The sequence below is a fragment of the Telluribacter humicola genome (genome assembly GCF_017355935.1).
GTDB lineage: Bacteria > Bacteroidota > Bacteroidia > Cytophagales > Spirosomataceae > Telluribacter > Telluribacter humicola.
Genome location: NZ_JAFIQT010000003.1, coordinates 424,622 through 449,678 on the forward strand (window position 1 = coordinate 424,622; position 25,057 = coordinate 449,678).

The 25,057-nt window shown below is 52.2% G+C and carries 18 protein-coding genes; 5 read left to right on the top strand and 13 right to left on the bottom strand.

Translation table 11 applies throughout. From position 1 onward, the window contains the following. Positions 1-10: 10 nt before the first annotated feature. From JUB14_RS17135 to JUB14_RS17180, 10 genes are all read right to left on the bottom strand, one after another. On the bottom strand, positions 11-2,089 hold the full coding sequence (locus JUB14_RS17135) for a heparinase II/III domain-containing protein (RefSeq protein ID WP_207507675.1): 2,079 nt from the start codon (positions 2,087-2,089) through the stop codon (positions 11-13). After that, positions 2,089-2,781: an RraA family protein gene (locus JUB14_RS17140; RefSeq protein ID WP_207507677.1), complete on the bottom strand. Its 693-nt coding sequence runs from the start codon at positions 2,779-2,781 to the stop codon at positions 2,089-2,091. The genes JUB14_RS17135 and JUB14_RS17140 overlap by 1 nt, the downstream gene beginning before the upstream one ends. 10 nt (positions 2,782-2,791) lie before the next feature. Then, the gene (locus tag JUB14_RS17145) at positions 2,792-3,490 is read right to left on the bottom strand and encodes an SDR family oxidoreductase (protein ID WP_207507679.1); all 699 of its coding nucleotides are present in this window, start codon (positions 3,488-3,490) and stop codon (positions 2,792-2,794) included. A gap of 16 nt (positions 3,491-3,506) precedes the next feature. Then, the gene (locus tag JUB14_RS17150; RefSeq protein ID WP_207507681.1) at positions 3,507-5,189 is read right to left on the bottom strand and encodes a sodium:solute symporter family protein; all 1,683 of its coding nucleotides are present in this window, start codon (positions 5,187-5,189) and stop codon (positions 3,507-3,509) included. Between the two features lie 60 nt (positions 5,190-5,249). Beyond that, complete coding sequence (locus JUB14_RS17155; RefSeq protein WP_207507683.1) at positions 5,250-6,659, bottom strand: GH39 family glycosyl hydrolase; 1,410 nt, start codon at positions 6,657-6,659, stop codon at positions 5,250-5,252. Continuing rightward, on the bottom strand, positions 6,656-8,182 hold the full coding sequence (locus JUB14_RS17160; protein WP_207507685.1) for a GH39 family glycosyl hydrolase: 1,527 nt from the start codon (positions 8,180-8,182) through the stop codon (positions 6,656-6,658). Before JUB14_RS17160 ends, JUB14_RS17155 begins: the two co-directional genes overlap by 4 nt. 53 nt (positions 8,183-8,235) lie before the next feature. Further along, positions 8,236-10,095, bottom strand: a complete 1,860-nt coding sequence (locus JUB14_RS17165) for a DUF4861 family protein (protein WP_207507687.1) — start codon at positions 10,093-10,095, stop codon at positions 8,236-8,238. A gap of 273 nt (positions 10,096-10,368) precedes the next feature. Next, the gene (locus JUB14_RS17170) at positions 10,369-11,826 is read right to left on the bottom strand and encodes a GH39 family glycosyl hydrolase (RefSeq protein ID WP_207507689.1); all 1,458 of its coding nucleotides are present in this window, start codon (positions 11,824-11,826) and stop codon (positions 10,369-10,371) included. A 112-nt stretch (positions 11,827-11,938) separates the two neighbouring features. Beyond that, positions 11,939-13,636, bottom strand: a complete 1,698-nt coding sequence (locus JUB14_RS17175) for a RagB/SusD family nutrient uptake outer membrane protein (protein ID WP_207507691.1) — start codon at positions 13,634-13,636, stop codon at positions 11,939-11,941. Positions 13,637-13,654: 18 nt separating this feature from the next. Next, complete coding sequence (locus tag JUB14_RS17180) at positions 13,655-16,681, bottom strand: SusC/RagA family TonB-linked outer membrane protein (protein WP_229367951.1); 3,027 nt, start codon at positions 16,679-16,681, stop codon at positions 13,655-13,657. A 273-nt stretch (positions 16,682-16,954) separates the two neighbouring features. Here JUB14_RS17180 and JUB14_RS17185 point away from each other — a divergent pair, with 273 nt between their 5' ends. Continuing rightward, positions 16,955-17,725 carry an SDR family oxidoreductase gene (locus JUB14_RS17185; RefSeq protein WP_207507692.1) on the top strand — a complete coding sequence of 257 codons (771 nt, stop codon included), beginning with the start codon at positions 16,955-16,957 and terminating at the stop codon, positions 17,723-17,725. A gap of 84 nt (positions 17,726-17,809) precedes the next feature. After that, positions 17,810-18,571 (top strand): IclR family transcriptional regulator, encoded by a 762-nt coding sequence (locus tag JUB14_RS17190; RefSeq protein ID WP_207507693.1) that lies wholly within the window; start codon positions 17,810-17,812, stop codon positions 18,569-18,571. A 76-nt stretch (positions 18,572-18,647) separates the two neighbouring features. Here JUB14_RS17190 and JUB14_RS17195 read toward each other — a convergent pair whose 3' ends face one another. Continuing rightward, positions 18,648-21,086 carry a glycoside hydrolase family 95 protein gene (locus JUB14_RS17195; protein ID WP_207507694.1) on the bottom strand — a complete coding sequence of 813 codons (2,439 nt, stop codon included), beginning with the start codon at positions 21,084-21,086 and terminating at the stop codon, positions 18,648-18,650. A gap of 135 nt (positions 21,087-21,221) precedes the next feature. On the opposite strand from JUB14_RS17195, the gene JUB14_RS17200 reads away from it, so the two are divergent. Further along, the gene (locus tag JUB14_RS17200) at positions 21,222-21,986 is read left to right on the top strand and encodes a DUF6503 family protein (RefSeq protein WP_207507695.1); all 765 of its coding nucleotides are present in this window, start codon (positions 21,222-21,224) and stop codon (positions 21,984-21,986) included. Positions 21,987-22,194: 208 nt separating this feature from the next. Here the strand turns inward: JUB14_RS17200 and JUB14_RS17205 are convergent, their stop codons facing one another. Then, positions 22,195-22,551: a VOC family protein gene (locus JUB14_RS17205; protein ID WP_207507696.1), complete on the bottom strand. Its 357-nt coding sequence runs from the start codon at positions 22,549-22,551 to the stop codon at positions 22,195-22,197. A gap of 78 nt (positions 22,552-22,629) precedes the next feature. Here JUB14_RS17205 and JUB14_RS17210 point away from each other — a divergent pair, with 78 nt between their 5' ends. Continuing rightward, positions 22,630-23,109, top strand: a complete 480-nt coding sequence (locus JUB14_RS17210; RefSeq protein ID WP_207507697.1) for a putative periplasmic lipoprotein — start codon at positions 22,630-22,632, stop codon at positions 23,107-23,109. 18 nt (positions 23,110-23,127) lie between these two features. Here JUB14_RS17210 and JUB14_RS17215 read toward each other — a convergent pair whose 3' ends face one another. Further along, positions 23,128-23,541 (bottom strand): hypothetical protein, encoded by a 414-nt coding sequence (locus tag JUB14_RS17215; RefSeq protein WP_207507698.1) that lies wholly within the window; start codon positions 23,539-23,541, stop codon positions 23,128-23,130. 281 nt (positions 23,542-23,822) lie between these two features. Between JUB14_RS17215 and JUB14_RS17220 the strand changes: the two genes are divergently transcribed. Continuing rightward, positions 23,823-25,049, top strand: a complete 1,227-nt coding sequence (locus JUB14_RS17220; RefSeq protein ID WP_207507700.1) for an NADP-dependent isocitrate dehydrogenase — start codon at positions 23,823-23,825, stop codon at positions 25,047-25,049. The last annotated feature ends 8 nt before the right edge of the window (positions 25,050-25,057 follow it).

The following is a 25,057-nucleotide window of genomic DNA, read 5'->3' on the forward strand; positions in this document are numbered from 1 at the left end:
GTATGTCTGATTAAGAATCCGTAGGGTGAATGCGCCGAAGGGAATAGCCTGCCTGGCCACCGGTGATGTCCCAGCGCCGACCGTGCCCCGAAATCATGGACAGCGTTTCAGCCTTTCCATCCTGCAAATGCAGGGTCCAGGTGTGCTTGCCGTTGGTAAGTGTATGGCTATTTCCCTCCGAATGTAGGTTCCAGCCACCGATTAGGGCACTATCGTCCAGAGCCAACGCGTGCACGACAGTTCGGTGGGTCTGACTCACCTTTTCGGTAAAGCGGTACACCAGGCCACTGCCGGGTTTTCCTTCTCCCCGTTGGTTGGGTTCTACGTGGTAGGCGTCGTGTACATAACCATACACCGGATGACTCAGGGTACCCTTTCCGAGGTGGAATAGCCGTAAGCCCGCTTCATTTCTTTTAATGGTCAGACTCCTGTCTTTGCTCTCTACGTTAGTTTTTCCGTCCCGGTTGTTGACGAGCCAGTTCCAGACGGTGGTTACCGGAGTCTGGGAGGAAATGGAATCTACCACGAACACGATATGACTACCGGCCATGATCCAGAGCCGGGTAAACTCAGTCAACGGAGCACCGTACACGGCGCTAACCTCGGCGCCTACGACCGATATACAGTCATCCCGTTCGGCAATCAGGCGGTGGTTTCCGCGGTTGATGGGGGCGCTGATGCCGCTTTCCCGGATCAGCCGACGGGCCAGCACGCTTTTCTGTTCCAGCAGCGTGGCCTTGGCCAGATCTTCCTGCAAGCCCAACGCGTCGTTTTCGACGAGGAAGGTACAGGTAGTATGTGTCTGGGATGAGCTTTCCAGACCGTGAATCAGGTTGCGGTAGCAACTGTGGCCGGGGTCGGTCAGCAGGCGCTCCTGGTTGTAGCACAGAATAAAGCTGTTCAGATCGCCGTGCAAATGTCCGGGTCCGTGCAGCCCTTCGCCTCCGCCGTTGATAGCCAGGATGGTCTGACCGTCCCAGCCGTCGCGGATAAAAGCGTGGCCGTTGCTAAAGGTACTTACCAGGGGTAAAGAGACTTCGCCGGGACTCAGGACAGGTACTTCGTACGTGAGCAGCGGAAGCGTCATAAAGCCCCAGTCGTTGACCATGCCGAAGGTAGCCAGGTCGTGCGGGCCCTGATAGGGTACCGGTTCGTAGTAAGTCTTAAATAGCCAGCGGGCCAGTCCGGCCTCGGTGGTGTCGGAATGGCGGCTGGCAATGTGGAGCAACAGATCGCCCGATGAGCGGAAAAGAGCCGCGCTGTCGTTGAAGTTGGCGGCGCGGGCCCGCGGCTCTTCGCCCCAGCCCGTCATGGGTTTGGCGTAGAACATACTGCTGGCGATCCAGCGGATGCCCCGGGCGTAGGCAGCTACGTCCAGTCCTTCCGCTTTCTGGGGGTACTTGCGGGCCACGGCTTCGTAGGAAAGCATCAGGGCGTAGGCCAGGTAGTTGCCGTACTGCAGCGATTCGGCGTAGGAGCCATCCGGCTGAAAAGCCTGCGTACAGGTCTGCCATTCGGCCAGGGTACCGTCTACCGTTTCTTCGTCATCCAGCACTACCGCCGCTACCAGTAGTCCGGAGGTCAGGATGCCGCGCCAGTTGGCCAGGTGCGAATTAGCGCTGAGCCAGCACCGGCAAAGTAAGATTCCTTTTTCTTGTAGAGCCTTTTTGACTTCGGCTAATTCATTTTCTGAGAAAACGGGTTCCGCCAGGTCCAACACCGACGCCAGTGCCCAGCACAGGTGTGCCGTTTCCAGGTGTCCGCTCAATGGTTCCGCGTGGCTCCGGAAAGCGGGGCCCACCCAGTCGTACAGTGAGGCCCCCGCTATCTGCAGGGCCTGGACGCGAATCCACCCAGCCAGGTCAGCCTCGGGCTGTAAGGCGTACAGCATGGCCGCGTCGGACAGGTACTCGGCGGCCGGATAGTACCAGGCCGTGGTATCTTCGGCTTCCTGCAGCTGCTTCCGTCTGACTCTCCGGTATACCCGCTGGTGCAGCGCATCAAAAAAGAGAGCGGTCAGGCGGTCCTGCGACCGTAGTCGCTGCTGAATGGCCTCCCGTTCGCTATCCGTTAGGAACGCCCGACCCATCAAAAGTACCCTCCGTTTTTGACCACGTCGGTTGGACTCATCCCGCTCTCTACCATGTCCTTGATCCCGGCTTCCTTGAACAGGATGGCTTCGGCCGCCAGCAGTACCTCGTAGGCGATGCCTTTGGGAATGGAAATAATGCCGTCGATATCGCCAAAGATCCAGTCACCGGGATTCACGATTACTTCACCCATTAGTACGGGTTTCTGGTAGTAGTACATCTTGAAGCGGCCCAGCATACCCGTGTTGGACTTGTACTTGTGGAATACCGGGAATTTCTGTTCCAGAATGGAATGGGTGTCCCGGATACCGTTCACCACCGCTCCCCGGCACCCGGCCCGCAGGGCCGCCATGGTCATGACTTCTCCCCACTGGGAGGTAATGGTGTCGCCGGTGCAGTCCCATACGACCACCGAGTCGGCGTGCAGGTCTTCGAGCATTTGCGCCCGCATTTCCATTTCACCATCCGTGGTGATATCCGGGCCTCCCTTGACGGTAAAGGCCTGACCGGCCATTTTCATTTCCTCCCGCAGGGGCGCAAAGGCCGAGGGCAGGCTGGTGGCGTGCATCTTGTAATTGAAGCGAAGTACGTCATTTACCGCCCCGGTATAGAGCTGCAGATACCTTTCGCGCATTTCCGAAACGGGAATGGGAAATGGAGACGTGGCATGTGTTGTTCCGTTCGATTTCATAGGTTGACTATCAGGCTAAGAATTTCATGTTATCAAAATTGATTTCCCGGATCAGTACGTCTCCGGGCTGATTGAGGACAAATACCATAATGCGGGCCACATCGTCGACCTTGAGGAATTTCTCGCGAGCTACGGGACGGTCGCCCCAGTAGTCGCTGTCGGTAGGGCCGGGATTGACGTCGGTGACCTTGATGCCCAGTTTGATGGCCTGGTCGGCCAGTCCGCCGCTCAGACCCCGCGCGCCAAATTTGGAAGCGCAGTACAGGGGTGAGGTCGCGTTGGTACGCTGTCCGGCCATGGAAATCACCGTCATGATGTGGCCTTCCCCTTTGGGCTTCATTACTTTCAGCGCTTCACGATTGCACAGGAACACGCCCCGCATATTGACGTTCATCATTTTTTCAAAGGTATCCAGATCAATGGTGGACAGGTCAGGGGAAGGCAGGCCGATGCCGGCGTTATTGATAAGTATATCTACCGTGCCAAAGGCTTCGAGGCAGGCCGCAAATCCTGCCTGTACTTCGCTCTCTATACTGACATCCCCCCGGAAGGAGCGCAGGTTTTCGTGGGAAATTTCATCGGTCAGCTGCCGGGTGCGGCTGAAACTAAAAACCCGGGCGCCCGCTTCCAGCAATTGCCGGGCGGTGGCTTTGCCGATCCCGCTTGATCCGCCGGTGATGAATACCACTTTGCTTTTCAGATACGTCATTTGATACTAGGTTTGATTACGAAACGTGCTCTTTTTGTTCTTCAATGATTCTGACTTGCTCTTGCTTTACTCTGAATAAATAAACCGCAACCAGTACACACACCACCCCAACACCCATGGCTATTTTTCCGCTGTATACCTCCACAGAAGGCATTCCCAGAATAATAAAGAGTGTTCCGGTACTGGCCAGCGCTACCGCGTACAGTCGCCTCAATACGTAATGCATCGCATCCACGGTCCTGTCTTTTGCCTTGACAACAGGTCTTTCCAGTTTGGCAAAAAAGGCCCTCACCCGCTGGTTGTAGGCCGGGTCCTGACTTTTGAAAAACCCGGAACCCCAGAAAATCAAGAAGCAGGTTACTATCTCGATGAGGGTGGCCACTTCCCAGCGTACACTGGAAAAGGCGTTCAGGAGGAGGCCCACGATGATGCCACCCACGACCGAGCCAATGGCCCCGGCGGGGTTGGGCTTGCGGAGGAGAATACCAAACACCAGCGGTACCACCATCGGAATGGCGAACAGACCGGTAAAGAGTTTATTGGCTTCAAAGGCTCCCCCGAAACCTCCCACAAAAAGTGCTCCCAGCGTCACCATCAGGCCCAGGGCCACCGTGGAGAGACGGCCCACCCACAGGAGCTGCACGGGAGTGGCGTCCGGATTGAACAACCGTTTGTAGATATCGCTGGTAATGACGCTGGCGGTTACGTTGTACTCGGCGCTGAGCGTGGACATGGTGGCCGCAAACATGGCCGAAATCATGAGTCCCATCAGTCCGGTGGGAAGCAGTCGTAAGCATACACTTACGTAGGCCATTTCGGGGTCAGCCAGGTCGGGTATGATAATCCGGGCTACAATGGCCGGAATCAGAAACACAATGGGAAACAACAGGAAAAGGGAAGCCGAAAGGAAACCGGTCTTGCGGGCGTCCGATTCCGACTCGGCGCTGTAAAACCGCTGCATGAAGGCCCAGTTGCCACAGAATTTGATAAGTACCATTACGTAGTACACCATCAGGTACAGGGGGGCGCCCTTGGGCCCGTTGGTAAAAGTCAGGTGCTCGGGCAACTGCTGGCTGATGTTGGAAAATCCTCCCGCCGCCTGTATGGACAATGGCAGCAATATAATGGTGGTCAACCCCAGAATGATGAACTGTACCACGTCCGTCACCACGACCGCCCACAGCCCGCCGGCCACCGTATAAAACAAGACCACCACGCCACAGGAAAGAATGGCCGTTTCGAGGGGGATCTGCGTGGCGGCCGCCACAAACAGTCCGATGGCGTACAGCTTGATCATTTCGTCAAGTACCTTAAAACCTACCCCACCCCAGGAAAGTACCTGCCGTACGGGGGCATTGAACCTGGTTTCCAGAAACTCAACGGGGCTGATGATACCGGCCCGCTGCCAGCGCTTGGCCAACACCAGCGCCGCAAAAATGGACGGCGGAACCGAACACCAGATGACCGTCAGCGCCACCAGTCCGTGGGTGTAGGCAATGCCCGCGTACGCCACAAAAATGGAAGTACTGAACATGGTCATGAAGTTGCTGATCCCATTGGCCACCCAGGAAACGGAATTTCCTCCCTTGAAGTAGTCGTTAATATTTTTAACGTACCTCCCCAGGTAAATGCCTATGCCGGACACCATAATCATGTACAGTACTATGGCCGCGTAATCTATGGTTTGCAGTTGGTTCATTCGACTAGTATGATTTAAATGCGCGACTGGTACGGGGCTATTGGTTGGCGTGGTTCGAAATTACTTCAATGACAGAGCTCCTTTTTCCGCAATCAGAACCGGATAGTCCGGGACCGGGACGTTGGTAAATACATAGCCTGAGCCAGACCTCTTCCACTGGGCCCGGGGAACTTCGAATACCTTTCCCGAAATCAAATCCACCAGAACCGGGCTGGTAAACCGGGCGTTTTCAACGGTGATGGTCGTTGGCTTGGGCCCGTACTCATCAGCTGGACGGGCCTCGGCACTCCACAGCGTGACTATACTCCCCCCGTTGTCTTTGTGACGGTACTGAAAAGCCTGTACTGTAGACTGGTCAGTTACAGGTTGTGCTTTCTGAAGCAGTTCAAGCTGGTCATCAAAGAGAGAGAATACGTGCTGGGCCGGTTTGTAGGCTACCTTGGGTCTTTCAATGGTTTTGTCGGGATTGGTTTTCAGAAGCCCTTTGGTATTTACGCCGACCATGTGGTCCCCGGCCGCGTAGTGAATATCGCTGATGGTAAACAGGTTGGTGGCAATGCCCCGGCCGTGGTCACCCAGCATTCGGCGCAGGTCCCACTTGGCCTGCGTCAGCTCGGACCAGTCGTACTGCCGGAGGGCACCGATGGTCACGCTGCTGGGGGTGGAAGGGGCGCCGTTTTCTCCCTGCATAAAGACTACGTCCCGGTTGTAGCTCCATACCAGTTCGCGCAGCTTCTCAATCTGAGGATAGGACGTATCCGGATTAGGCGCGTAGCCGTGGTAGGTCAGGATGTCGATGTACTTCAGGCCATCGTTTTCTTTCAGATAATCCAGAAAGTCCCGCATGAAATCCAGCCGGGTGACGCCGGCCAAACCCAGGGCGATGAGGCGGGCCCCGGGCTGGACCTGCTTCACGATTCTGGCCGTGCGCAGGTAAAACTCACCGATTTCTTTGCCGGTATGTTCTTTGTTAATATCCGGCTCGTTCCAGATTTCCCACTCGGGTACCTGCCCTTTGTAGCGGGTTACCATGGCCCGCACCCAGTTGTCCCAGGCCGCCAGGGCCTCGGGCGAAGTAGGTATGTGACCGGCCAGTTTGGCTTCTCCTCCTCCTTCGTAGATAGGATTTCCGTACGATAGCTCCACCCAGGGAGCCACTCCCCGCGCCGCGGCATCGGGGATGACCGCGTCCAGCCAGGCAAAGTCGTATTGCCCCTTCACCTTTTCCGTTTTGGACCAGCCGCCCTGCAGGCGGATGCGCTTGGCACCCAGGGGGCCCAGGTAGTGCTTGTAGGACTGGTAATCGGTATAGTCGCGGTCGAGGGTTTCGCCGCCGATAGACCAGGTACTGGACTTGATTTCTTTGGCGTCGCGGGTTTTCAGCTGGCCTATTTCTTTCCAGGAGGGCTGTACCTGGGCCTGCGTAGCCGCTCCGGCCAGGAGGAAGAGGAGTATCAGAAACTGCTTCATATTTTTTTGATTTTCAGGATGGATTGGTCGGCAATTAAAACCGGAGCATCGTAGACAGGGATATTTCTGAAGGTGATGGTACTTCCCTTCCTCACTATTTGATTCTCAGGTATCTCGTATACGCCTCCCGTAATAATATCCACGTAGACGGGCTTGTCGAAAGCACCATTCACGACGCTGAAATTAATAGTCCGGGTCTGGTTGGAATTGGTGGGTATAGCTTCATCCACCCACAGGGTAAATAGCTGCTTTTTTGACTCCCTGTGTTCATAGCCATATACTGCCAGACTGCGGTCGGTACCTTTGTTGTACTTCACCTCGTTCGGGCTCACTTTGGCGTTGAGGTTGTGCGTATCGTGCAGGTTTTTGATCCGCACCAGCTGATCGTCAAACACCGACGCCACGTTCTGCATGGCGTAGTAGACAATTTTGGGGCGAACAGCCCTTTTGGTCGAATCCGATTCTATCAATCCTTTTACATTAAGTCTTCGGATAGGGCCGCCGCCCATGACCGCATAGTTCATGTCAATAATACCCAGAATGCTGGATTCGATGTCGTGTCCCAGGTCGCCCAGCATCCGGCGCGTGTTCCACTTGGCCTGTGACAGCTCCGACCAGTCGTAGTCACCGAGGGCACCGCGACCGCCGCCGCTGAACGAAGGCGATCCGTTCTCTCCCTGACGAAGCTTCACCTGGGGAGCGTACTTATCCAGAACCCGCCGCAGATCGGCTACGCGGTCATAGTTGGAATCGGGATTGTAGACGTAGTCGTGGTAGGTCATGTTATCGAACAGGTGCATTTTACCCTTTTCATGGATCCTCTTGAAGAAAGTGTCAGCCCATTGCAGGTCGATATGTCCCATGGATAGCCCGGAGATTTTAGCTTCGGGCTGTATGCGTTTGATGGTTTCGGCGGTACGGATGTTCAGATCAGCCACGTCCTCCGGCTTATTTATTTCGTTATCCCCAAAATTGGGTTCATTCCAAACCTCCCATTCCTTTACCTTGCCTTTGTAGCGGTTTACCAGTGCTTCTACCCAACGGTCCCACGCTTTGAGGGCTTCTGGTGAAGTCGGTATTCCGGCGCTGAGGTTGATACCACCTCCACCGGGATAAATAGGGTTACCATAGGAGGTTTGCAGCCAGGGCTCCAAACCCCGCGCCGTGGCATCATTAATGATTTTGTCAAGCCAGGCCCAGTCGTACTGGCCGGGGCTGCCCTCCGCCTTTACTTTTTCGGTCTTGGCCCAGCCCGCCTGCATCCGCAGCCTCTTGATTCCCAACGGTACCAGGTACTCCTTGTACTGCTCGTAGTCGGTCATGTCCCGGTCCAGCGTTTCGAGACCGATAATCCAGTTGGAAGACTTGATATCGGTCGCATTTCTTGGCTGGATGGTACCAATCCGTTTAAGAGGAATAGCAAGGTCCGTCTTTACCCGGTCCGGCGAGGTATCAAGTTTTTGAGCAATCACTGAAGGAGTAAAGCCCAGGAGTACAAAAAAGAAAAGCGGAAATAACTTCATAAAAAGGGTACTTTCAATGGATATTCAACAATGACTTTTAATCTATGAGAGCCTCAAAAGGCCAGCTCCGTCAACTCCTGCTGGAGGTAGGTTAGCCAGTCCTGTTTGATCTTAAACTGCGGGCTTTTGTTCCAGCCAGCCCCGGCATAGTACGTAATCGGCTTTCCGGGTTTAGCATTTACCAGCATGAAATGCTCTTTCCCGTAGGGAGCAAAACCCCTGATAATATCAGGATTGGCCAGCACCACCGTTCCCAGTTCGCCGTTTTTCGGCAGGTACGATTCCCACACCGCCAGCATACCTTTTTGTGAATCGGTAATTAATTCCGGTTTGTCTGCGTACGAAATACCAATTCCTACCGTGAGTGGTCCTTTATGATCGGTCTGAAAGGTGCTTTCTACTTTAAAGAGGTTAGTACCCATTTTCATGCTGATGACCTTGCGCTCGCTTACCTTAAAGTTGCCTACCTCCCAGGGAGCATAAACCAGTTCAAATGCAATCTCTTCGTCGGTGTTTTTCAGGATGCGGTGGGTGGCATAGGGTTGGGAAATATACGGTTTGCCTTCGTGCCAGATGGCGGTGCCGCCATTGCCCCGACCAAATCCTACATGAAAAAAATCATTGCCTTCTCCCCGGTCCACGTGGTACTCTTTGCCTTCGGCGTTGAGCCTGTACCATTTGTCAATGATCGGGTAGCTGACGGATTTTGTCCAAACGTCAATCCCGCTGCTTACCCGGTCCTTTACGGGAGGTCCGTATACCCGAAAGGCGATGCGGTCGTTTTCCCACAGGATATTGCCGTTGGCCTCGGGCATGTAGCGGACGTAGGTTCTGGGCCGGCGTGACTCCTGTTCCAGTGCCGCGTAGTACCCCAGCCCGTGGAGCGGCTTCACTTCTTTGATTCCCATTTTGGCCGCCTGGGTAAAGGCTAGTACCACCGGGCCAAACGCGTGTGAATCGTTAAGCTTCCACTTGTGGTTGACGTAATCCTGCTTGGTCCCTTTTCCGGGAGCCAGACACCCAATGCAGGTATGACTCACCGAGCCGTCCCTGGTGATGTAAGCCAGGTACCCGCTCAATCCTTTCTTGAAGGCTGGTAAATGGGACCTGCTGATGATTTTGTTTTCGATGGCAATACCAAGACCGTACAGCAATAATCCACTGCCGGAGGTTTCCACAAACGAGGAGGTATCGATCATTTCCTGGTGCCACATTCCTTCCGCATTCTGGTACTTCAGGACCGTTGTAAAGAATTCTTTGGCTACCCGGTCTACTTCCTTCTTCTTTGGATGCGACCTGGGCAAATCCCGGACCAGTGTGGCCAGTGCGAAAGCCCCCCAGCCGTTGCCCCGGCTCCAGTTGTCTTCCGACACCTTACCGTATCCCTGGAAACCACGCGCCTGATGGAGCAGCCCGTTCGGGTCTTTGAGTACTTTAAATAATTCCAGGGTTTCGTGAATGGCCAGATCCACGTACTCGGGTTTGTCAAACGCCAGTCCGCTGTACAAGAGGTAGGGCGTGACGGCAAAGGCAATATCAATAAAAACCTGGTCGAGGCTGTCTTTGGCCCAGTTGGCCGTTAAGATACCTTCCGAGGAACGTTTCTGGTTTTTGACCATATTGTCGGCCTCCGTCCGTACCTGTTGGGCCAGTTGATCAGTCTTTTTCAGGTAGTTTAGGTAGGCTGCTCCGCTTCCCCCCACTCCGTAGCTGATGAAACTACCCCGGCCATTGATTTCCTTATTTTTGAATTTAGCAAAAAGCTCAAGCGCCTGCTTCAGCAACTGGTCATCTTTCTGAACAACCGCCAGCTCACTCATCGCGTGCATGAGCAAACTACCCGGATACAGGCCCAGGTCTAGTTCCGCCAATCCCTTTTCCAGGGCCAGTTGGGCCACCGTTTGTGGCGCCATGGCAGCAGGTTGGCTTCCTGGACTGGATGGCAAACCTGTCCTCGCATCTACCGCAGCCGCTGGAGATTTCTGCGCTATTGCCAGGCTACATACCAGGAAAAGCAGCGAAAAAAACAAAAGATATTTCGTAGTCATAAATGATATATTAAATTGGCTCATTTACTTTATTTTACTAGTTTTTTGGATTGGTGATGTTTCGATTTCTTCCCTGCTCCCGCTGTCTTGCTTTACTTTCTATTACCTTAAAAACAAGCAGAAATAGAAAGGTACTTACTACTTCATCACCAGTGCTTTTTCCGCAATCAACACCGGTGAATCGTACAGCGGTACGCTGTTGAATGTGTATGAGCTACCATTTTTTGACCAGTCAGCTTTGGGTATTTCGTAGATATGGCCGGTCATCAGGTCCACGTAAACCGGACTGGTAAATTGCATGTTATCTGCTGTAACCTTTACGGGAGTGGTTTTAAAACTATTGGTAGGGTTTTTACCGTCCAGCCAAATTGTAATCAATTGTTTTTGGGCGTTTTTGTCCAGGTACCCAAAAGCGGATACGGACTCATCGGTTGCGGCAGCGATCCTGGAATCCTTATCCAGCGTGAGTGAATTATCAAACACCGATGCCAGGTTCTGTACCGCGTAGTAGGCTACTTTGGGTCGTATGGCGGCCATGGTAATATCTGACTGGATGAGCCCCTTCGTATTCAGGACCGCGCGATCGCCCCAATTGTAATAAATATCAATAATGGTAAAGACGGAGGTTTCAATATCATGGCCCAGATCACCCAGTAACCGACGCATATCGTATTTGGCCTGCGTGTACTCGGTCCAGTAATATTTGTCAAGCGCAAAGCTCGGGATGTAGGTAGATGGAGCCCCGTTTTCTCCCTGCCGTAACTTGATATTTTTAGAATAATTGTTAATCACCTTTCTCAGCCCGAGCACCCGGTTCTCGGTATAGGCTGCTTCGGGTGGCATGGTGTAGCTATGGTAGGAAATCCACGTAAACAGATCCAGTTTTTTCTGATCGGCAATCACTTTTAAAAAGCGGTCCAGGTACTCCTGATTACTGTTTGACGCAAAAGCCAATCCGGCAATTTTGGCCTCGGGTTGGATCCGCTTGATGATTTCGGCCGTACGGATGTTCAGTTCAGCCGTGATTTCGGGAGAGATTTTTTGTCCGGGGTGGTCGGGTTCGTTCCAGATCTCCCATTCTTTTACGCGGTCTTTGTACCGGGTTACCAGGGCTTCCACCCAGCGGTCCCAGGCGGCGTAGGCCTCCGGGGTAGTCATCAGGCTGTTCAGCAGGTTAATGCCTCCTCCACCTTCGTAGATCGGATTTCCGTAGGAGGTTTCCACCCAGGGTTCCAGCTTATGGGCCACGGCATAGTCAATGATCTCATCCATCCATTTCCAGTCATACACTCCCTTTACCTTTTCGGTTTTGGCCCAGCCCGCCTGCAGGCGGATTTTCTTGACACCCAGCGGAGGCAGGTACGCTTTGTAATTATCCCATACCGTATGGTCGCGGTCCAGGGTTTCGCAGCCTACCGTAATTCTGGATGATCTAATTTCTTTGGTAGAGCGGGGCTGTAGGGCACCTATTTTTTTGTACGAAATCGTCAGGGGAGTTTTCACGCGGTCAGCACTGGTATCAATAAATTGACCCCGGCAAAAGGAAGAGATACCTATACAGGCAATCAGCGCGAAACTTTTCTTAATTAGATACATACGTACTGCTGGGTGAGATTCAGCCCCGTCCGGTGTTTATCTCCCGGGCGGGGACTGATTATTCTGGTAAGACTAGATTGAAAGCAGAACTATACACGAAGTATAGGGAATTTTAATAGCCCGGATTCTGCTCCAGATTACCATCTTTGTTCGATTCTATTTCTGAGAAGGGAATAGGGAACAGGGCGTTATAATCGTTTATATTGCCCTTATTCAGCGGATTGTACTTTCTCACGCGCTCCACCAGCTTGCCCATTCGCGACAGGGTTAACCGGCGGTTTTCCTCAAACACTAATTCACGGGCCCTTTCGTCCAGGATGTAATCCAGGCTCACTTCTCCGGGCGTTACCGGCTCTGCCTTGGCCCGGCTGCGTACCATGTTGATATCTTCGGCTGCTTTGGTCAATTCACCTTTCAGGAAGTAAGCTTCGGCTCTTAGGAGAATGGTTTCGGGCAGACGAATCAGGTATACGTCGCGGTACAGGGCTCCGGCCGTAGTCTTTAGCGTCAGTTTAACCGGATCGGAGTAGAGGCCAATCGGATGCTGGCCCGGTGTCGTCACTTTGGAGGGATAAGGGTACCAGCGCCAGCTCTGGGCTTTCCAGTTGGGGGCCGGGAAGTCAATGATACTTTTACCAAAGTACTTGGGCGAAGCCGGATTGGTATACACAAAGTCCCGGACAATGTTGAAAGGAGAGGTGCGGATGTCGGTCGAATTCACCACCCGGTTGTCTGCTTTAGGATCCAGTCCCCACACATCGTACAGGAAGTAATCCGTGGGTTGCACAAAGGACACGCCCCTTCCGCCACTGTTGAGGGTGGAAGCCGAAGCGTTGTCAATCATGGCTCCTTTACCATCGGGGTCCACAATGGAGAACACCGCCGGGGAGACTACCCGCTCTAACTGATTCAAGCCACCCGCGGAGGTCAGTCCACCACCAATCACATCAACCTCGTACTGAAGTACCCAGATGGCTTCCATATTGCCGGCCTTCCGGTTTTGATTTCCTACTCGAAAAAGGTCATAAAATACATCACCAGGACTATTTCTGAGGCTGCCGAAGCGCTCCTTCATCAGGCTCAGGCTCGAATTATCAATGACCTCCGTAGCCGCGGCAATGGCTTTGTCGTACTGCTTCAATACTACATAGGTTTCGGCCAGCAGGTGGTTAGCCACCGCCTTACTCACTTTTCCGTCGGTAACGGCACCTACGTTGGGCAGGTTGCTGGCCGCATCCGTCGCATCCAGGATAATCTGATTCAAAACCTCCTCTTTGGAAGCCCGCGTGAAATCACTTTTAGGCGATGTAGCCTCTTCCAGTACCAGCGGAACGCCGCCGTACAGGTGCACCAGGTGACGGTAAGCCCACGCCCGGAATAGTTTGGCCTCGGCCCCTACTACTTTTTGTTTGGCCTCGGTCAATTTTGAAGACGGGAGCCTCGAAATAATCGTATTGGCATTGGAAATCACCTTGTACCAGTTTACCCAGTGGTATCTGGGAATACTTCCCTGAGGGGTAATGGCTGAATTATAGTTCCCTATCCGGCCATTTTCCAGACGGGCGTTGAAAGCCAGGTCGGTAGCCAGTACTTCGGAATAAAAGTCCGCTCCTCCGCTTATACTCTGTATGTCCCGCACCCGGGCGTACAGGTCAGTCAGGGCCGCGTTAAAGTTTGCTTCGCTGATGTAGGAGTTCTCAGGGCTATAAAAATCGAGGGGTACTTCGTTGAGGAATTCCTCTTCATTGCAGCCCACATTCAGCAGCATGGTACCCGCCAGAAAGAATGCTTTTAAAATATTCGTTTTCATGTTTTTTCTGTTCAAGGATTAGAAAGTAATGTCAAGTCCAAAGGAATAGGATTTCATTACCGGGAAGGCTTCGTAGTTGGACACTCCCTGTCCGGTCTCCGGATCCCATCCGTCCCAATCGGTCAGAGTCAGCAGGTTTTTGCCGCTCACAAATAGTTTTATATTCTGAGCACCGATTTTCCGGCTGAGTACTTTATCGAAATTATACGCCAGTGAAATATCCTGTAACCGGACAAAGTCCCTTTGGTAGTAGGCGCGGGCACCCACCGGACTACCTACCCAGGGATTGGGGTACTTGGCGTCGGGGGTTCGGGGCGACCAGATCTGGTTGAAGTCAAACCAGTTGGAGCTGGTAGCAATACCCTTGGTACCGTTGTATCCGTCGGGATGATTGACGCTCAGGTAGCCGTTCTTACCTCCCTGGATGGAATTGATGAAGAAACGCAGCGTGAACTGCTTGTAAGACACATTATTCTGAATGCCAAACTGGAAGGCGGGCTCTCTTTGGCCCAGAATGATTCGGTCGGCTTCGGGCGTGATTTTTCCGTCCGCGTTCTGGTCAATTACCTTGTAGCTGCCCGGATCAAAGCCTGGTAGGCGTTCGTTGTCCAGTCCGTTGAGTCCGTCAATCTGGTAGCTATAGATGGTACCGATGGGTCTGCCAATGAACAAACCGCTGGCGATAAGGTCATCTTCTTTTCCATCGCCGTCCAGGTCTTCACCCAGCAGGCTGACAATTTTGTTTCTATTTCGGGAAAAGTTGACCGAAAGGTCCCAGGTGAAGTCATTGGTCTGAAAAGGTACCCCGTGAAGCATGAATTCAATCCCGGTATTATTGATTTCACCGATGTTGGTCAGTACGCTGCCAAAACCCGACGTTTGGGGTAATACCTGCGACCACAGCAGGTCGTTGGTGTTGGAGTTATAGTACTCTACATTTCCGTCAATCCGGCTGTTCAGAATGGCAAAGTCGGCTCCAATATTAATCCCACGGGTTCTTTCCCAGCGGAGGTCGTTATTGGCCAGAGTAGCTACCGAGCGTCCGATGGCGGTAGTACCTCCGTCTCCAAACACGTACTTGGAACCATCCGCCGACTCCACCCGGGCCAGGGAGCTGTACCGGCCTACTTTATTGCCGTTCTCCCCGTAGCTGCCCCGGATCTTCAGGAAGTCCACCACAGGTACCTTAAAGAAGTCCTCCTCGGAGAGTACCCAGCCAAAGCCCAGGGAGGGGAAAATTCCCGTTTTGTTGTTTCTGGAAAATCCGCTGAAACCATCGCGGCGCACCGTGGCTTTGAGCAGGTACTTGCCGCCGTAGTTATAGGCTACGCTTCCCATCTGGTACAGCAGCGCCTCGTTCCAGGCTTCGGAGGCTATCTTCTGGATTTCGGCCTGGGCCAGATTGTTATAGGAAAGGTTCAGATCCGAAAAGCCCGACCCGTTGGCTGCGGTACGGTTGAACCTGGCGGTGTTGTACCCGTACACGCCCGTGGCGTTGATAGAGTGCTTCCCGAAACTCCGGGTATAGTTAAAAATATTATCAAGGGTTTGCTCATACTGGATCGCATCGTTTTTATAAGCCGATCCGGTCTGCCCGGCACCGTAGATACTGGAACCGTAGTTTTTGAAAAATTTGAGGTTATTACCTACGTTGAGCCGGTAGCTGAAGCCCGGGATAGAGGGGATCCGGATGATACCATAAAAGTTTCCGACCAGCCGGTTCTGCATTTCATAGTTATCATTGGTAGCGGGCAGGAAAGGGTTGGTGTTCAAATCACCGGTTGGATTGATTATGTAGTTGCCTTCGGCATCGGTGGGTAGTACCAGCGGACTCATCGCAATCAGCGAGCTCATGTTGGGAGCCTCTCCGGAAAAATCGGTAAAGGCGCCGGAGGTATTGGCCCCGATCGTGAGCCACTTGGTCACTTCCGTATCCAGGTTCAACCGCAGGGTCAGGCGGGTGTAGTCATCGTTCTTGATAAATCCCTTTTCGTTGGTATAGCCCGCCGACATAAAGTAGGTAGTCCGGTCCGAACCGCCCGACAGGCCGAGCGTGTGGTTGGAAATAAGAGAAGGCTGTGTCAAGGCACCGAACCAATCGTAGTCGTTTCCGGCATCTACGCCCGCCAGAATGCTCGGAAAAAAGTCAGAATTGGCGTAGGTCCAGGCCGGATTCGGCTGGGTGTAGCCTGATTCTTTAGTATACGAATTAAGGTATTCAATATCCCTAACCTTTTGCAGATAAGCTTCCCGGCCCAGCAGGCGAGCGCCGATGGTAGGAGTAGAAATAGCATAATTACCTGAATAAGTAATAGAAGGCTTCTGACCTGATTTACCGTTTTTGGTGGTGATCAGCACTACACCGTTGGCCGCCTGTGAACCATACACGGCCTTACTACTGGGATCTTTCAACACATCAACGCTGGCCACATCGGCGGGGTTAATATCTGAAAGTCGTCCGCTATAAATAATTCCATCCACAATGATAAGGGGCGATGTATTGCCATTCAGGGTAGAAGTACCCCGTATATTAATGGAGGCTTCCTGGCCGGCCCGGTTGGTCTGGCCGATGGTGAGACCGGGTAATGAACCTTTCAGTGATTGCAGAATACTTACATTAGGAGATTCTTTGAAAGCAACCAGATCAGCCGAAGCAATGGAGCCCGTCAGGTCTTTTTTCTGTTGGGTACCGTATCCTACCACTACTACTTCATTGAGCATCCGGTTATCCAGGGCCAGAGTAGGACTTATTACCGCCTGGTTGTTAACTGCAATTTCCTGAGGCTGGTAGCCTACAAAAGAAAAAACCAGGACAGGCTGGGGAGTAGTTACCCGGATGCTGTACTCTCCGGAAGCAGTGGTAGTGGTACCCGAGGAGGTACCTTTCTCTACGACGTTTACGCCGGGCAATGGTTGCCCGGCCTCATCCAGTACTTTGCCGGTGACGGTAGCCTGAGCCCACGCCACGCTGTTAACCAGTACTCCAGCCATGATCATGATAATGAAGGCTAACAGCTTTGGTCCAAAGGTATAGTGTTTATTCATAGCAAGAGGTTTTATTTTATAATATTGAATTACAATTTCATATTACAAAAATATATCCCAATTATAATTAATCAAAATAAAATAGGATTATAGCCATTAGCGGGAGCCCTGTGCAACTGCTACCATCTATGAATATTTCAACATTTATGGCTATATAATAACAATGAGCTTGGTTTTTTATAAAATCATTTTTTGAAAATATTTTTTATAAAAGCTAACTTTTTATTTACTATTGCAGAGATTACGGAACTTTATATTTAACATAGATAAATTATGACTACACTTGATGCATTTTCACTGCATGGTAAAAGGGCGCTGGTAACTGGCTGCAAAAGGGGGATTGGGAAAGCTATGGCGGTGGCCCTGGCCGAAGCCGGAGCTGACATTATTGGGGTATCAGCCTCGCTTGAAACAGAGGACAGTGAAGTTGAGCGCGCCGTAGTACAGACGGGCCGTACTTTTAAGGGATACCAGTGCGACCTGAGTGACCGCAAAGCCCTCTACCAGTTTATTGATAGGGTCAAAAAAGACAATCCGGTCATAGACATTCTGGTGAATAACGCCGGTACGATCCTGCGCAAACCGGCGCATGAGCACCCTGATGAGTACTGGGACCAGGTCATAGAAACCAACCTGAACGCCCAGTTTATCCTGAGTCGCGAGATTGGGAAAGACATGGTCCAGCGGGGGGAGGGCAAAATTATCTTTACGGCTTCACTCCTTACCTTTCAGGGCGGGGTAACGGTACCTGGCTACGCAGCAAGTAAGGGAGCCATTGGTAGTCTGGTGAAAGCGCTGGCGAATGAGTGGGCCGGCAAAGGAGTCAACGTGAATGGTATAGCTCCGGGCTATATCAGTACGGATAATACTGAAGCCCTGCGCAATGACCCCGAGCGTAGCGCTTCTATACTGGCACGTATTCCGGCAGGTCGCTGGGGTACTCCCAATGATTTTAAGGGGGTAACCGTGTTCCTGGCTTCCAGGGCCTCAGATTATGTACATGGTAGCTTACTCCTGGTAGATGGTGGTTGGATGGGCCGCTAATTTGATATTATGAGAGTATAGTGTGTCTACATCTACAACTCTCGTATATTTGTTACTCTATACCACCTATATGTCTACCCACGTATGGTACTAGTTATCATCAAAGCCCTTGATATTCTCGAGCTAGTCGCGCAGGACCAGGAGCGGGCCTATACCCTCACCGAAATCTCAGAACGGCTGGACCTGAACCAGGCTACCTGCGCCAATATTCTCAAAACGCTGGTCAGCAAAAATTATATTGAGCATCTGGGGCGGAAGAAGGGGTACAAGCTGGGGCCGATGGCTTTCAACCTGACCAATAACCTTTCGTACAATCAAAGCCTCATCCTATCGGCTAAGGACGTGATGGAAGAGCTCACCCTGCAACTAAACGAAACAAGTTTGCTCGGCATTCTGCGCAATCAGAAAAGGTACATTCTCCATATTGTACATAGCGATCAGGATTTGCAGGTACGGAGCCGCACCGAGCGTAATGTATACGAAACCGCGACGGGAAGGTTACTGCTGGCCAATCTAACTCCTAAAGAGCAGGAAAATTTTATTCAGGCTAATGGGATTCCCCCCGCTGATACCTGGAAGGAAGCCGCTAACCGCCCTGAACTGGAAGAGGCTCTTACTAAAATCAAAGCGGAAGGATTTGTTATTACCCTGGATTCGGTAAAACACGTGGTAGGTCTGGCTGCGCCCATTCGCAAGGACAACAAAGTCATAGCAGCCTTAAGTATTTTTCTTCCCGAATCCAGATACTCGGGTGCGCGCAAGAAACTGCTGGCTCAATCGCTGAAGGAAGCAGCTGATAAAATCAGTATTCGCTTACATCAAGCCCAGACATCCTCAACCAACTGATGTTAAGCCGGAAAAATGGACTGCTAAGTTAACTGCCCCTTATGTATTATAGAGGGAGAGGTACACGCTTCTCCCCCTACTCCCGCACCAGCCGGTACGTTTTTCCTTTCACCGTATTAAAAACAAGTACATCTCCTTCCCGACGGGCCTGCGCTCCTTCAACCCGCAGAGGCACCGCTGACCGGATGCGGCACTCGCCTCCGGCTTCGGAGCGTACTGTAGCGGAGGTGAGCTTTCCGGCATTCCAATCCATATCTACTTCGTAGTCGCCACGGGCCCGTAAGCCTTTTACCGAGCCTTTATGCCAGGCGGAGGGGAGCGCCGGGAGTAGCTGGATAGCGTTCAGATGGCTTTGGATCAGCATTTCGGCCATACCGGCCAGGCCACCAAAGTTACCGTCGATCTGGAAAGGTGGATGGGCGCAGAACAGGTTGGCGTAAGTACCTCCGCCCTTGTAGTCGGTATTGTCGTGGCCTACGTAGTGCAGCAGCTCGCGCAGGAGCTTATAGGCGTGGTCGCCGTCAAGGAGGCGCGCCCAGAAGTTGATCTTCCAGGCTTTGCTCCAGCCGGTACCACCGTCGCCTCGGATTTCGAGCGTTTTCTGCGCTGCCCCGGCTAGTTCAGGAGTCGTTAAGGGTGAGATCTGCCGACCGGGGTGCAGCCCGAACAGGTGAGATACGTGCCGGTGCTCCGGGTCCTGATCCTCGTAGTCCTTGTACCACTCCTGCAGGTTCCCTTTTTTACCAATCTGTAGGGGGAATAGCTTGCTCCGCTTTTCAAGTAGCATCTTACGGTAGTCGGCATCTACGCCCAGCTCTTCGGAGGCTTCGATAACATTGGTGAACAGGTCCCAGATCAGCGACATGTCCATGGTACTAGCGATCGTTACATCGTACGGCTTTCCGTCCGGCCCCATAAAAAGGTTCTCCGGTGAGGTAGAAGGAGCCGTTACCAAATGTCCATCGGGTCCTTCCACCAGCCAGTCCAGGCAGAACTCGGCCGCCTCCTTCATGATTGGATAGGCTGTGGCTTGCAGGTACTTTTTATCTTGTGTAAATCGGTAATGCTCGTACAGGTGCTGACTCAGCCAGGCACTGCCCAGCATCCAGTTGGCCCACTGCGGCGTACCCTTCCCCAAGTCACCTACCGGATTGGCCGCTCCCCAGATGTCGGCATTGTGATGGACCGCCCAGCCATCGGTTCCGTAGAAGTTTTTAGCGGTCTCCTTACCCGTTACGGCTAGGGTCCTAATCAGATTAATCAGCGGCAGGTGTAGCTCCGACAGGTTGGTTACCTCAGCCGGCCAGTAGTTCATCTCGGCGTTGATGTTGGTGGTGTAGTTGCTGCTCCAGGGCGGCTGCACGTATGGGTTCCAAATCCCCTGCAGATTAGCCGCTGGGCTCCCTTCCCGCGAACTCGAAATCAGCAGGTACCGACCATACTGGAAGTACATTGACTCCAGCGCCGGATCATTGGCCCCAGCGGTGTAGCGCTTCAGACGCTCATTGGTAGGTAAGTTAGGTACCTGATCATCATTTAGCATCAGTGCTACACGATCAAAGTACCGCTTGTAGTCCTGCACGTGCGCTTTCTTGATAGCGTCGTAGGACTTAGCTACGGCTTTTTTTAAATATCCCTCCGCCAGGGCTTTTTCATCTTTTCCTTCCTTATCCGGACACTTGTCAAAGCCGTTGAAGCTCGTCGCCGCCGACACGTACAGGACTACCTCCGTAGCCCCCGCCACCCGCAGGCCATTGATATCTGAAGTTACCTTTCCTCCTTTGTTGATGGCCCGTACCCGCAGGTCGTACCGCATACCCCGGCAGCCGGTAGGATCATCGTAAACGACAGGCTCCCGGTTGTAGTTGACGTAGTTGGGATCAGTATGAGCGGGCGCTTTGCCCCGCATAGATATCTCCGTAGGGCTGACTGTTGCATTCGTAAATCGAATGGGACTTTTAGTACTTACCACGAAGTTCAGGGCACCGGCTTTATTGGCCGTTAGCCGTATCACGATTACCTGATCCGGCGCTGACGCAATTATTTCACACCGATACTCTACTCCACCAATGGTATAGCGCGTAGTAGCTACCGCATTGGCTATATCCAGGTCGCGGCGGTACCTGGTAGGCTGGCCCGCTGCATCCATTTTGATCAGCAGGTCGCCCAGTGGCTCGTACGACTCGGTGTACAGTCCCTGCATTTTTTTGGTCAGTTCGTGCGCGGTAGCGTAGTCTCCGGCAAAGAGCGCCTTCCGGATCTCGGGCAGGTACTTTGCCGCTTCCGGATTGGCGTTGGTGTTGGTGGGGCCGCCCGACCAGAGGGTAGCTTCGTTGAGCTGAATCAGTTCTTCACCTATCTTTCCCCATACCATTGCTCCCAGTCTGCCATTCCCTACCGGCAGGGCTTCCTCCCAGCGCTCAGCGGGCCGGTCGTACCAAAGCGTCAGGGCCTGAGCCATGAGCTGTACCGATACCTGGATTATTAGGAGCAGGGAGAGGGCTATTTTTTTCATTTTTAGGTTATATAGGTGAGTAAGAGTCCACTTTTAGGTAGTAGCTTTGGTCATTTCCTAGTTAAAAGGCTATTTACCTACTACCAGACTCCTGTTTACAAATGTATTTTCTACAAAACTAACCACAACTCCTCCATGCGCTACGGTCTCCCGCTGATTTTTCTGTGCTTGATTTTGATAGTATCCTGCCAGTCACCCGATCCGGCCCAGTCCGTCGTGGACAGAGCCATTGCCCACCATGGGGCAGAAGCCTACAATGGGTTCAGGATGGAGTTCGACTTTCGTGATAAGCACTATGTAGTGGTGCGGGAAAAAGATATCTATCGCTATGAGCGCCATCAGCAGGACTCCACCGGCGCCGCGATCCAGGACATACTCAGCAACGACGGCGCCTACCGTACTATCAACGGCCAGCGCCAGAATGTACCCGATACTACGATGAGCAAGTACCAGAACTCCGTTAACTCGGTCGCGTACTTCATTCTGCTCCCCCAGCCCCTTAACGATCCCGCGGTGAAGAAGGAGTACCTGGGCGAGGCGACTATCAAGGGCAAGTCTTATCACAAAGTACTCGTATCCTTCGCGCAGGAAGGAGGTGGCAAGGACTACAGCGATGAGTTTGTGTACTGGTTTGATAAGGACGACCACTCCATGGACTACCTGGCCTACCTCTACTATACCGACGAGACCGGCCTGCGCTTCCGCGAAGCCTACAATCCGCAGCGGGTGGGAGGTATTCTGGTGCAAGACTACATCAACTACGCTCCTACTGACTCGACGATGGCTGTCACGAGGGAGAATCTGGTAAAGCTGGACCAACTATTTGAAGCCGGGCAGTTGAAAGAACTCTCCCGGATTGAGAATAAGAACGTGAAGGTAGCTAGTCCGGTGAGTATGTAGTAGGCAGAACTAGCTTGTTTGCTATATATCCAGCTTCTCCGGGTAATGCTTGCTTTCGCCCTCACGGCCGGGCGGGCCTCGCTCTCTCAACGCCTCTGTATTTTACAGCTCTGCGCAAACCAGCCGCACATATAGCTGTAAAATAAGCGGGGCCGCCCGGCGGTCGGCTTATGAGGGGGCTGATAAAAACTCCTTCGTAATTAATATTTTATCCAAGTGACCTGATGGCCAAGCGATTGCCTTCGGTGTCTTCGAAGAGAGCCATGTAGCCGAAGCTGGGGCTGACTTGTGTCTTTTCACGGATGATCTTGCCTCCGGCTATCTCTACCCGGCTGAGTAGCTCTGCCATATCCTCGCCACCGTCGAGGTACAGCAAGGGGCCTTCGTGCGAGGGATGATAGGCCGTAGGGTGTTGCACCAGCGCTCCGCCTTCGGGCAGCAGCACCATCTTGAGCGCTCCCAGGTCCAGTACGGACAGGTCAGTAGCCAGTAAGGCGCCGTAAAACTGAGCGGCGCGGTTGATATCGGCAGTAGGTATTTCGAACCAGGCAATGAGTGATGACATAGGGCAGATGCAGGTTTAGTTGGTATAAAAAGGCGGTAGCGGCCTTTTCCCTCTAAAAATAGCAGGTACACCTTTACCATGAAAGCTTTATTCTTTGTCCTCATATTTTGTGCTCTTACCAGCGCGTGTAGTTCCCAACCGGCCTCTACCCGCAGGGAGGCACAAGAGCCGACAATTACTCCAATCATCACTATTAAGGAAATAGCCAACCAGACGCAGGAGGATCTTGAACACATCCTGGGCCTGACGAGCAGCTTTCAACCCCTGAACCGGGAAGAACTCACCGTTTGCAAAAACTGCCAGAAGTACATCTATAAGAACGGCCTCGTTCGCATCGTCTACATCAACGACATGGCCGACTGGATTACCGTCAATCCCCCGGACTCTACTCCCGTACGGGATGCGCTTCCGCTGCTGGGGCTCCCCGCTACCCCGCCCGTTATAACTACAGATTCCCTGAGCCGCTGGACTAGTGTACAGGGGCTCAGGGAAATCAATGTGTATACCAAACCTGACGGTACTATTGATTATATACTGGTGAAAGCCTTTACGCTCTGAGTTAGATGGTACTCCTCCCTAGGCAAGCTTAGACGCTATGAAACCCGCGAGAGCAATACTTAGAAAAGAACCAATGAACAGGAAGAAGAATACAGTTTTCTTCCGCTTTTGCTCTGACTCGTCTTGTTCGGTGTCAATCTCTTTATGTATGATGTCTCCCATAAGCCGGTCTGCGATTAGCTTGTAGCCATATATTAAAAGAGAGCCAACTGCCAGGTTCAGCAAGAGATTCTTCTTGCCAAAACGTATGAATGGACCTCCAAATAAGTATTGGACTAAGGCTATCCCGACTATAATCAAACCTAAATAGCTAAGAAAGAACAGGTACTTAAATAAACTAACCTGAGCAATAGCCATCCCATGGCCATGAAGACTTCGTTGCCAAAAATAGTACCCTTCCCGCGCTTCTTCCAGAAGTTTCTTAAAATGCATTTTGAAATCTTTTTATATAGTTGAGGAGGCGTAGCTCTCATGACGATTCAGTTAACCAGGCTAGTCATGAGCTATGCGTTCATATGCAAAAAAAAGGGGTCCTCTCATTTTCCCAATTATTTCTTTCTACTATTTAGCAAACGGGTCAGGAGTACCCGTATAGTACTATCAAGTACCACAAAACCACCAATCTGTATTCAACCTTCGGCTTTTAGCTTAGATTTTGTACTTTTGGGCCGATGTTGAAACAAATATTATTTGGCTACTAATTTTATTACCACATGAACAAAATTAAAGTTGCTAATCCGGTCGTTGAGCTCGACGGGGATGAGATGACCCGCATCATCTGGAAATTCATCAAAGAAAAACTCATTCTGCCGTATCTGGATGTAGATATCAAGTACTATGACCTCGGCATCGAATACCGTGACGAAACCAATGACCAGGTAACCATTGATGCCGCCAACGCTATCAAAGAGTACGGTGTAGGTATCAAATGTGCCACTATTACGCCTGACGAAGCTCGCGTAGAAGAGTTCGGTCTGAAGCAGATGTGGAAGTCGCCCAACGGTACTATCCGTAACATCCTGGACGGAACCGTATTCCGTGAGCCTATCGTGATGAGCAACGTACCACGCCTCGTTACTACCTGGACTTCACCTATCATCGTAGGTCGTCACGCGTTTGGTGACCAGTACCGCGCTACTGACTTCGTAGTACCCGGCAAAGGTAAACTGACGATGAAGTTTGAAGGTGAGGACGGTCAGGTGATGGAGTTTGACGTATTTAACTTCCCCGGTGGTGGTGTAGCCATGGGTATGTACAACCTCGACGAGTCTATCCGTGGATTTGCCCGCTCTTGTATGAACATTGGTCTGCAGAAAGGCTGGCCGGTATACCTATCTACTAAGAATACCATCCTTAAGAAATACGACGGTCGCTTTAAAGATATTTTCCAGGAAATCTTCGACGCTGAGTTCAAGGCTAAGTTTGAAGAAGCCGGTATCGTATACGAGCACCGCCTCATCGATGACATGGTAGCTTCAGCTCTGAAATGGAGCGGTAGCTTCGTATGGGCTTGTAAAAACTACGACGGTGACGTACAGTCTGACTCGGTAGCTCAGGGCTTTGGCTCACTGGGTCTGATGACTTCAGTACTGGTTACGCCCGATGGAAGTACTATGGAGGCCGAAGCCGCTCACGGTACCGTTACCCGTCACTACCGCGAGCACCAGAAAGGTCGTCCTACATCTACCAACCCTATCGCTTCCATCTTCGCATGGACCCGCGGTCTGGCGTTCCGTGGTAAACTGGACAACAACCAGGAGCTGATCAACTTCTCCGAGACCCTCGAGCGCGTATGTATCGAGACCGTAGAAAGTGGTAAAATGACGAAGGACCTGGCGATCATCGTACACGGCAACGACGTGAAGCATGGTGAGCACTTCCTTTACACTGAGGAGTTCCTCGAAGCCATCAACGAAAACCTGCAGTCAGCTCTGGCCTAAGGTGTAGT